The organism is Streptomyces sp. NPDC006512, from assembly GCF_040611935.1.
GTDB lineage: Bacteria > Actinomycetota > Actinomycetes > Streptomycetales > Streptomycetaceae > Streptomyces.
This window is the reverse complement of the sequence record NZ_JBEXPG010000047.1, coordinates 14,597-23,372: the sequence shown is the minus strand read 5'-3', so window position 1 is coordinate 23,372 and position 8,776 is coordinate 14,597. Positions and strand designations below refer to the sequence as shown.

The 8,776-nt window shown below is 73.6% G+C and carries 6 protein-coding genes; 4 read left to right on the top strand and 2 right to left on the bottom strand.

Annotation, left to right across the window (positions count from 1 at the left end; genetic code table 11):
- Positions 1-154 precede the first annotated feature (154 nt).
- Positions 155-1,990, bottom strand: a complete 1,836-nt coding sequence (locus ABZZ17_RS28230) for an ABC transporter ATP-binding protein (protein WP_356879944.1) — start codon at positions 1,988-1,990, stop codon at positions 155-157.
- 89 nt (positions 1,991-2,079) lie between these two features.
- Positions 2,080-3,777 (bottom strand): ABC transporter ATP-binding protein, encoded by a 1,698-nt coding sequence (locus ABZZ17_RS28225; RefSeq protein ID WP_356879902.1) that lies wholly within the window; start codon positions 3,775-3,777, stop codon positions 2,080-2,082.
- A 176-nt stretch (positions 3,778-3,953) separates the two neighbouring features.
- On the opposite strand from ABZZ17_RS28225, the gene ABZZ17_RS28220 reads away from it, so the two are divergent.
- Genes ABZZ17_RS28220 through ABZZ17_RS28205 form a run of 4 tightly spaced genes read left to right on the top strand, consistent with a single transcriptional unit; the run spans position 3,954 to position 8,688 of the window.
- Positions 3,954-5,072, top strand: a complete 1,119-nt coding sequence (locus tag ABZZ17_RS28220; protein WP_356879900.1) for an iron chelate uptake ABC transporter family permease subunit — start codon at positions 3,954-3,956, stop codon at positions 5,070-5,072.
- On the top strand, positions 5,069-6,193 hold the full coding sequence (locus ABZZ17_RS28215; RefSeq protein WP_356879898.1) for an iron chelate uptake ABC transporter family permease subunit: 1,125 nt from the start codon (positions 5,069-5,071) through the stop codon (positions 6,191-6,193). Before ABZZ17_RS28220 ends, ABZZ17_RS28215 begins: the two co-directional genes overlap by 4 nt.
- Entirely contained in the window at positions 6,190-7,050 is an 861-nt protein-coding gene (locus ABZZ17_RS28210; protein WP_356879896.1) for an ABC transporter ATP-binding protein, read from the top strand. The genes ABZZ17_RS28215 and ABZZ17_RS28210 overlap by 4 nt, the downstream gene beginning before the upstream one ends.
- Positions 7,051-7,107: 57 nt before the next feature.
- Positions 7,108-8,688, top strand: coding sequence for an amidohydrolase (locus tag ABZZ17_RS28205; RefSeq protein ID WP_356879894.1), 1,581 nt, complete (start codon positions 7,108-7,110; stop codon positions 8,686-8,688).
- Positions 8,689-8,776 lie beyond the last annotated feature (88 nt).

Below are 8,776 nucleotides of genomic sequence, written 5' to 3'. Positions count from 1 at the left end.
CGGAGCCCGCCGCCCGCCGCCCGCCGCCCGCCGGGGAAGGGGACGGGGTGCCGTGCCCGGTCGGGGCACGCGAAAACGCCGTGTGGCCCTCCCCCGAGGGGGAGGGCCACACGGCGTTCGGGCGGTGCTCAGGCGGCCCGTGGGCCCCGGTGCCTCAACGGGCCTGCGCGGAGGGCGGTACGGGCTTCCTCGGAGCGGGCAGCGCGGCGGCGTCCCCCGGCTCCCGGCGGCTCGCCGACCAGGCGGCCCACAGGCCCGCGTAGCGCCCGCCCGCCGCCACCAGCTCGTCGTGCGTGCCGGTCTCGACGACCTGCCCCTGGTCGAGGACCACGATCCGGTCGGCGGTCGCGGCCTGCGGCAGCCGGTGGGCCACCATCAGCCCCGTACGTCCCTCCAGGGCCTGGAGCGCGGCCGTCTCCAGGACGCGGGCGCCGGCGCTGCCCGCGTCGGCGGTGGCCTCGTCCAGGATCGCGATCGGCGGATCCGCGAGGACGAGCCGGGCCAGGGCCAGGTGCTGGGCCTGGGTCACCGTCAGCCGGTGCCCGCCCTCACCGACGACCGTGGCGAGCCCCTCGGGCAGCGCCTGCGCCCACTCCAGTGCCCCCACCCGGGCGAGGGCCGCGTGCAGCTCCTCGTCGGTGGCCTCCGGCCGGGCCAGCCGCATGTCCTCGGCGAGCGGACCGGCGAACACGTGGACTTCCTGGCTGATCAGCGTCACCGCCTGCCGGACCCCGACGGGACCCAGTTCCCGCACGTCGACGCCACCGAGGGCGATCGTGCCGCCCGACGGCTCGTGGACACCGGCGATCAGCTTCGCCAGCGTCGTCTTCCCGGCCCCGCTCGCACCGACGAGGGCCACCCGCTCGCCGCTGCTCACCTCCAGCTCGACCTCGCGCAGGACGGGGTGTCCCGACACGTACGCGTGGCTCAGCCCGTGGACCTTGACCGACCCGTCCGCGGCCACGGCCCGCTCCTCGGGCTCCCGTTCGGCCGGCAGGGTCGACACGCCCACCAGGCGGGCCAGGCTCGCGCCCGCGGACTGCGCCTCGTCGATGAGGAAGAGCGCGGCGTTGACCGGGTTGAAGAGGCTGTGGAAGTAGAGCGCGGCCGCGGTCGCCGTGCCGATGCTCACCGACCCGTTGTCGACCAGGAAGAAGCCGGTGAACAGGACGGCCGCCAGGCCGATGAACTCGGCGAGGTTCAGCCGCGAGAAGAACCCGGACACGAGGCGGATGCCGCGCAGCGCGAGGTCGACGGCCTCCCGGGAGCGCTGCTCCAACAGCTCGGCGTGCCGTCCGCCGAGGCGGAACGCCCGTACGGTGCGGACGCCGCCGATGCTGTCGAGGAGCTGGTGCTGGAGCGCGCCCGTCGCCACGCGGTGCCCGGCGTACACGGACGAGGCGCGGGGGATGTACCAGCGCACGGACAGGACGTGGACCGGTACGGCGATCAGGACGGCGACCAGGAACCGCCAGTCCAGTACGGCCAGTCCGGCCAGGGTCAGCACGATGGTGAGCAGGGCGCCGGCGAACTCGGGGAGGGCCTGGCGCACCGCCCGGGCGATGACGGTGACGTCCCCGGTCACCCGGGAGGTGAGGTCGCCGGAACCGGCCCGCTCGACGCGTTCGAGGGGCAGGCGCAGCGCCCGCGCGATGAACTTCTCGCGCAGGTCCGCGAGGATCGTTTCGCCGAGCCGGGCGACGAGGGAGCTGCCGATGGCGGTGGCGACGCCGCGGGCGACCGCCACGACGAGGAGGAGGACCATCGGCACGGTCAGCGATCCGGAGCCGCGCTGTTCGACGACGAGGTCGACGATGCGTCCCAGGAGCGGGGCGGTCAGCAGGCCGATGCCCGTCCCCAGGACGAGTACGGTCAGCGCGCCGACCGCCAGCAGGCGGTGACCGCGCATCAGGGTCCCGAGGACACCGAGGGTCTGGGCGCCGGTGGCCGTGGGCAGCAGCTCGCGATCCCGTGTGCTGGATCCGCTCATCGTCCGTCCTTCGTTGTCCGCGTCGTGGTGGTGCGCGCCCGCGTGGTCCGCGCCGCCCGGTCCGTCGGCGGGCGTGTCCTTCAGGTCCGTCATGCCAGCACCGTCGTGCGGTAGGCCGTGTCGGCGGAGACCAGTTCCTGGTGGCGGCCGTCGGCGGAGACCGCGCCCCCGTCGAGGACGACCACCCGGTCGGTCTCGGCGAGCAGGGCGGGGCTGGTGGTGACCAGGACGGTGGTGCGGCCGGGCCGGAGCTGCCTCAGGCGGGCCGCGATGTGCGATTCGGTGACCGTGTCGACGGCCGTCGTCGGGTCGTGGACGACCAGCACCGGCGGGTCGGCGGCCAGCGCCCGGGCGAGGGCGACGCGCTGGCGCTGTCCGCCGGACAGGGAGCGTCCGCGTTCGGTGAGCGGCGTGTCCCCGCCCTGGGGCAGGTCCCGTGCGACGTCGTCGGCCGTGGCGGCGGCCAGGGCCGCTCCGGCGTCCCGTCCGTCGTCGGGCATGGCGGCCCGTACGTTGTCCAGCAGGCTGCCTTCGAACAGGTCGGCGTCGTGGTGGGCGACCAGGACGGCCCGGCGGGCGTCGTCCGGGTCCAGGTCGGTCAGCGCCACCCCGTCGAGTTCGATCACGCCCGCGTCGGGGTCCGACTCGCGGCCCAGGCACAGCAGCAGGTCGTTGGCGGCGGCCGGGTCCTTGGCGACGACGCCGATCAGGCTGCCGGGGGCGACGTCGAGGTCCAGACCGCGCAGCGCCCCGTACGTGACGCCGCTCAGCCGGACCCGCCCGGCGACGGGCCGGGGGAGCACGGCCGTTCCGGCGGTGACGGCGGGCGGCGCGGCGAGCACTTCGGCGATGCGGTCCGCGGAGGCGCGGCCCTGGGCGAACTCGCCGTTGACGTAGGTGAGGAGCTGGAACGGTCCCAGCAGGTACTGGGCGAGTCCGACGGCCGCGACGAGCTCGCCGACGCTGATCGAGCCGTTCATCGCCAGGTGCGCGCCGACCAGTCCGATGACGGCGATGAAGACGCCGGTCAGGGCGAGGATCGCGCCGTCGTGCCAGGCGCGGCTGCGCGCGGCGCGCAGGGCCGCGGCCAGCGAGTCCTGGCTGGTGCGCCGGTACCGGGACACGGCGGCGGCCTCGGCGCCGATGCCCTTGAGCACCCGCAGTCCCGCGACGAGGTCGGCGGCGACGCCCGAGGCGTGCGCGGCGCGGTCCTGCTCGACCTCGCTGCGCTGTTCCAGCGGCCGGCTGATGAGGTGGCCCAGCCACAGCAGCGGCGGGACGCCGAGCAGGATCAGCAGGCCCAGCGGCACCGAGATGCGCAGCAGCGCGACCGCGCTGATGGTGAGGCCGGCGGCCGCGGAGACCGCGTACGTGACCGCGGCGGCGGTCGCGCCCACGCGGGTCGCGTCGCCGGTCGCGATGGCGGTCAGCGCGCCGGGCAGCCGGCCCCGGTCGGCGCCGCCGCGGGGGTCGAGCACCTTGGCGGCCAGGGTGAGGCGCAGGCCGTGGGAGGCGTGTTCGGAGGACCCGTCGGTGATCCGCGCGGAGATCCGGTAGCAGGTCGACAGGACGAAGAAGAGGGCGGCGAGGACGAGCAGCCAGCGCAGCAGGGCCCCGGAGGATCCCGTCGCGACGGCCTGGTCGATGATGACACCGATGACGACGGGCACCAGCGCCTCGCAGCCCTGGTGCGCCATGCCGAGGGCCGAGGCCGTGACGATGCGGCGCCGTTGCCCCCCGATCGCCTTCCGGAGGACATGGCTCCCCGTGGGTCCTCCGTCGAGCATGCGTGCCTCCGAGAGATAGCTGGATGATCTAATAGTTAGGTAAGGCTACTCTAAATAAGCCACCCCTCGGGGTGGCGGGTGCGGCTGCCCCGTATGTCCCGCTTGCGGCGCGCGTCCGCGCGTTGACCTTGTGCGGAACCTTCGCTTAGGCTCACCTAAGTATCATTCTGTTGTCGGTGCATCACATTTCATACATCGCCGGCGAACTGCCGCCAGGGGGAGCGTTGTTGCAGATCGAAGCCCGGGCGGTGTCCGGAAGCACGGCCGAAGGCCCGGTCGCCCCCTCGAAATCCCGATCCGTGGCCGCGGTGCGGGGAGCGGGCCTCCTCGTCGGGCTCGCCGCGCTGGTCCTCATCTCGCTCCTCAGCGTGTGGGTCGGCACCAAGGGCATCCCGTTCTCCGCCACGTGGAACGCGCTGTGGCACCCCGACGGGTCGCAGACCTCCGTCATCATCCACGAGTACCGCATCCCCCGCACCCTCCTCGGCCTCGTCGTCGGCGTGGCCCTGGGGCTGTCCGGCGCGCTCATGCAGGCACTGACCCGCAACCCGCTCGCCGACCCCGGTCTGCTCGGCGTCAGCCTCGGCGCGTCGAGCGGCGTGGTCATCGCGATCGGGTTCTTCGGCGTGGGCACGGCCCTCGGCTACGTGTGGTTCGCCTTCATCGGCGCCGCGCTCGCCTCGGTGCTGGTGTACGCGCTCGGCTCGTCCGGCCGGTCCCTGGCCACCCCCGACCGGCTCGTGGTCGCGGGAGCGGCCGTCACGGCGGTGCTGACCGCCTTCAACACGGCCGTCCTGCTCCTCGACCCCCAGGCCTTCAACCAGTTCAGGTTCTGGACGGTCGGCGCCCTCGCGGGCCGCGGCCTCGACCTCGTGTACGTGGTCCTGCCGTTCGTCGTCGTCGGCCTCGTCCTCGCCCTCGGGATCGCCCCGTCGCTCAACGCCCTCGGCATGGGCGAGGACGTCGGACGCGCCCTCGGCGTGAACGTCGGCCGGACCCGCGCGCTGGGCGCCGTCGCGGTGATGCTCCTGTGCGGAGCCGCGACCGCCGCCGCCGGACCGATCGGCTTCGTCGGCCTGGCCGTTCCGCACCTCGCCCGGTTCGTCGTGGGCGCCGACCAGCGCTGGGTCCTCGCGTACTCGATGCTGATCGCGCCCGTCCTGCTGATCGGATCGGACGTACTGGGCCGGGTGCTCGGAGCACCCGGTGAGATCCAGGTCGGCATCGTCACCGCGTTCCTCGGCGCACCGCTGTTCATCGCGCTGTGCCGCCGCCGAAAGTTGGTCATGCTGTGAGCGCCGCACCCGAGGGCGGAACCTCCGTCACCCACGCGTCCCCGCCCGCGGGCGGGGCACCCGCCGCCCGGCCGCCCCGCATCGTCAGCGGCAGGGTCCTGCGCAGCCCGCGCGGACACCTCTCCCTGCGCGTCCAGGGCCGCACGATGGCCGTCACCACGATCCTGCTGGCCCTCCTCCTGACGGTCATGACGATCAGTCTGACGACGGGAGACTTCGAACTGTCCGTCGGCGACGTCGTCAAGGCGCTCCTCGGCACCGGGGACGGCGCGTCCGACTTCATCGTCAACACCCTGCGCATGCCCCGCCTGCTGACCGCCCTGTGCGTCGGCGCCGCCCTGGCCGTCAGCGGCGCCATCCTGCAGAGCCTCACCGCCAACCCGCTGGGCAGCCCCGACATCATCGGCTTCACCAACGGGTCGGCGACCGGTGCCCTCGTCGTCATCGTCACGCTGCACGGCAGCATGACCGAGATCGCCATCGGAGCGCTGATCGGCGGGCTCGGCACGGCCGCCGTCATGTACCTGCTCCTCCTCGGCAGCGGCATGCAGGGCTTCCGGCTCGTCGTCATCGGCATCGGCGTCAGCTCCCTGCTGCTCGCCCTCAACTCGTACCTGATCACCCGGGCGAGCTGGCAGGAGGCCCTGGAGGCCCAGGCGTGGCTCATCGGCAGCCTGGGCAACCGGGGCTGGGAACACGCCACCGCGGTCGGCCTCGCCGTCGTCGTACTCCTCCCGCTCGCCCTGCTGTTCGCCCGCCGGCTGTCCATGGTGGAGATGGGCGACGACACGGCCACCGCGCTGGGCGTCAACGTCGGCGCGAGCCGGACGGCCCTGCTCGTCATCAGCGTCGCCCTGGCGGCGTTCGCCACCGCGGTGACCGGGCCCATCTGGTTCGTCGCGCTCGCGGCCCCCCAGCTCGCCCGCAAGCTCACCCGGTCATCCGGCCCCGCGCTGGTGCCTTCCGCCGCCATGGGCGCCGTCCTGCTGACCGCGAGCGACCTCGCGATGCAGCGCATCTTCTCCCCCGCCCTCCTGCCGGTGGGCACGGCGACCGGCACCATCGGCGGGCTGTACCTCATCTGGCTGCTGGTCACGGAGTCACGAAAGAGCCGCGCATGACTGCAACGATCCCCCCGACCGCCCGCCTGAGGGCGGAGGGCCTGACGCTCTCCTACGACCAGCGGACGGTGGCCACCTCCCTGGACGTGGTCATCCCCGACCACTCCTTCACGGTGATCATCGGCCCCAACGCCTGCGGGAAGTCCACGCTCCTCAAGGCGCTGGCGCGGATGATCAAGCCCCGGGCGGGCGAGGTCTACCTCGACGGAGCCGCGATCGCGTCCTACCGCTCCCGCGAGGTCGCGCGCCGGCTCGGCCTGCTCCCGCAGACCTCGACCGCGCCCGGCGGCATCACCGTCGGCGACCTGGTCGCCCGCGGCCGCTACCCGCACCAGAAGATGCTCAAGCAGTGGTCCGCCGAGGACGAGGCCGCGGTCGCCGAGGCCATGCGCCAGACCGGTGTCCTCGAACTCGCCGAGCGGCCCGTCGACGACCTCTCCGGCGGCCAGCGCCAGCGCGTGTGGCTGTCCATGGTGCTGGCCCAGCAGACGTCGATCCTGCTGCTCGACGAGCCGACCACCTACCTCGACATCTCCCACCAGGTCGAGGTGCTCGACCTCTGCGCCGACCTGCACGAGCAGCGGGGACAGACGATCGTCGCGGTCCTCCACGACCTCAACCAGGCGTGCCGCTACGCCACCCACCTCATCGTGATGAAGCCGGGCGGCATCGTCGCCGCGGAGGGCGACCCCGCGACGATCATGACGGCCGAGCTCATCCAGGACGTGTTCGGCCTGCCCTGCCGGATCATCGAGGACCCGGAAACCGGTACTCCGCTGATGGTGCCCGCGGCGCGCAAGCGACCGGGCGCGGAGACCGTGGGGGCCGTCGCGGCCGTGGCGGAAAAGACCCACTAGTGCCGGGCCCTTTCCGGTCACGGCACTAGGCACTAGGCACTCAGGGACGGGGACTCCATGCTCTGCACGAGGCTGACCAACGCGAACGTCGTCACGATGGACCCGGACCACCCCGTCGCCCACGACGTGGGCATCTGGCAGGGCCGGATCGTGGGCCTGGACGAGGCGGTGACCTCGCTCCCCGCCCGCGAGGTGATCGACCTCCACGGGGCCACCGTGCTCCCCGGCTTCATCGACAGCCACGTGCACCTCGCCTGGACCGGGCTGAAGGCGGCCACCCCGAGCGTCGCCGGCCGCGGCCGGATCGAGGACGTCCTCGCCGTCGTCGAGGAGGCCGCCTCCCGGCAGGCCGCGCCCGGCTCCTGGGTGGACATCGCCGGGTACGACCAGCGGGTGCTGGGACGGCACCTCACCGCCGCCGAACTGGACCGCGTCAGCCACGGGCACCAGGTGTTCCTGATGCACGACTCCGGACACGCCTGCGTGGTCAACTCCGCCGTGCTGGACCGGCTCCCCGCCGGCGTTCCGCACGAGGACGGCTTCCTCGCGGAGGGCGCCATGAGCGCCGCCCGGGCCCTGCGGCCGCCCTACTCCCAGCAGGAACTCGCCGACGCCATCGAGCGCGCCGCCCGTACCTGTCTCGCCGAGGGCGTCACCGCCTGCGCCGAAGCGGGCATCGGGGGCGGCCTGCTCGGCCACAGCCCGGTCGAGCTCGGCGCCTACCAACTCCTGCGCGACCAGGGCCGACTGCCCCTGCGCGTACAACTCATGGCGGCCGCCGACACCCTGAAGCCCGTCACCACGCCGCCCGCCGACGGCATCCCCCGCGCCCTCGCCCTCGGCATGCGCACCGGCTTCGGCGACGACTGGCTCTCCCTGGGCGCCCTCAAGGTCTACACCGACGGCGGCATGATGGCCCGGACGGCCGCCCTCACCAGCCCGTACGAGGGCACGCAGCACCTCGGACAGCTCCAGGACGACCCGGAACGCCTCGCGGACACCATCGTCGACGGCCACCTCGCGGGCTGGCAGCTCGCCGTCCACGCCATCGGCGACCGCGCCGCCGACCTCGCCCTGGACGCGATCGAGCGCGCGCAGCGCATCCGGCCGCGCCCCGGGGCACGGCACCGCGTCGAACACGCCGGACTGATCCGGCCCGACCAGCTGCCGCGCTTCGCCCGGCTCGGGGTGAGCGCGGTCGTCCAGCCCACCTTCCTGTACTCCTTCGGGGACGACTACGCCGCCATCATGGGTGCGGAACGGGCGCCCTGGATGTACCGGGGGAAGGGGTTCCTGGACCACGGCATCACCCTGGTCGGCAGCTCCGACCGGCCCGTCACTGACGGATCGCCGCTGCGGGCCGTGCAGTTCATGGTCGAACGCGCCTCCTCGACCGGGCGGCCGATCGGCCCGGACGAGGGCATCACGGTGGACCAGGCGCTGCACGCGTACACCGTCGCCGGGGCCTACGCCTGCCACTGGGACGACCGGGCGGGCAGCCTCACGCCCGGCAAGCGCGCCGACCTGGTGGTGCTGGGCGACGACCCGCGGCGCGTCGACACCTCGCGGATCGGTGACATCGAGGTGGTGGCCACGTTCGTGGACGGCGTCAGGACGCGGGAGCAGAAGGCGCCGTGAGGCGCGACCGCCCGGACCGCCCTGTGCGCAAGGGCGTTGCGGGTACCTGGACACGGGGGTGCGGGGATGCAGGAGCAGGAGCAGGGGC

Bases quoted from the DNA above. Each gene is read 5' to 3' on its own strand.
- ABZZ17_RS28230 (WP_356879944.1), bottom strand. From the start codon at position 1,990: ATGAGCGGATCCAGCACACGGGATCGCGAGCTGCTGCCCACGGCCACC.
- ABZZ17_RS28225 (WP_356879902.1), bottom strand. From the start codon at position 3,777: ATGCTCGACGGAGGACCCACGGGGAGCCATGTCCTCCGGAAGGCGATC.
- ABZZ17_RS28210 (WP_356879896.1), top strand. From the start codon at position 6,190: ATGACTGCAACGATCCCCCCGACCGCCCGCCTGAGGGCGGAGGGCCTG.
- ABZZ17_RS28205 (WP_356879894.1), top strand. From the start codon at position 7,108: ATGCTCTGCACGAGGCTGACCAACGCGAACGTCGTCACGATGGACCCG.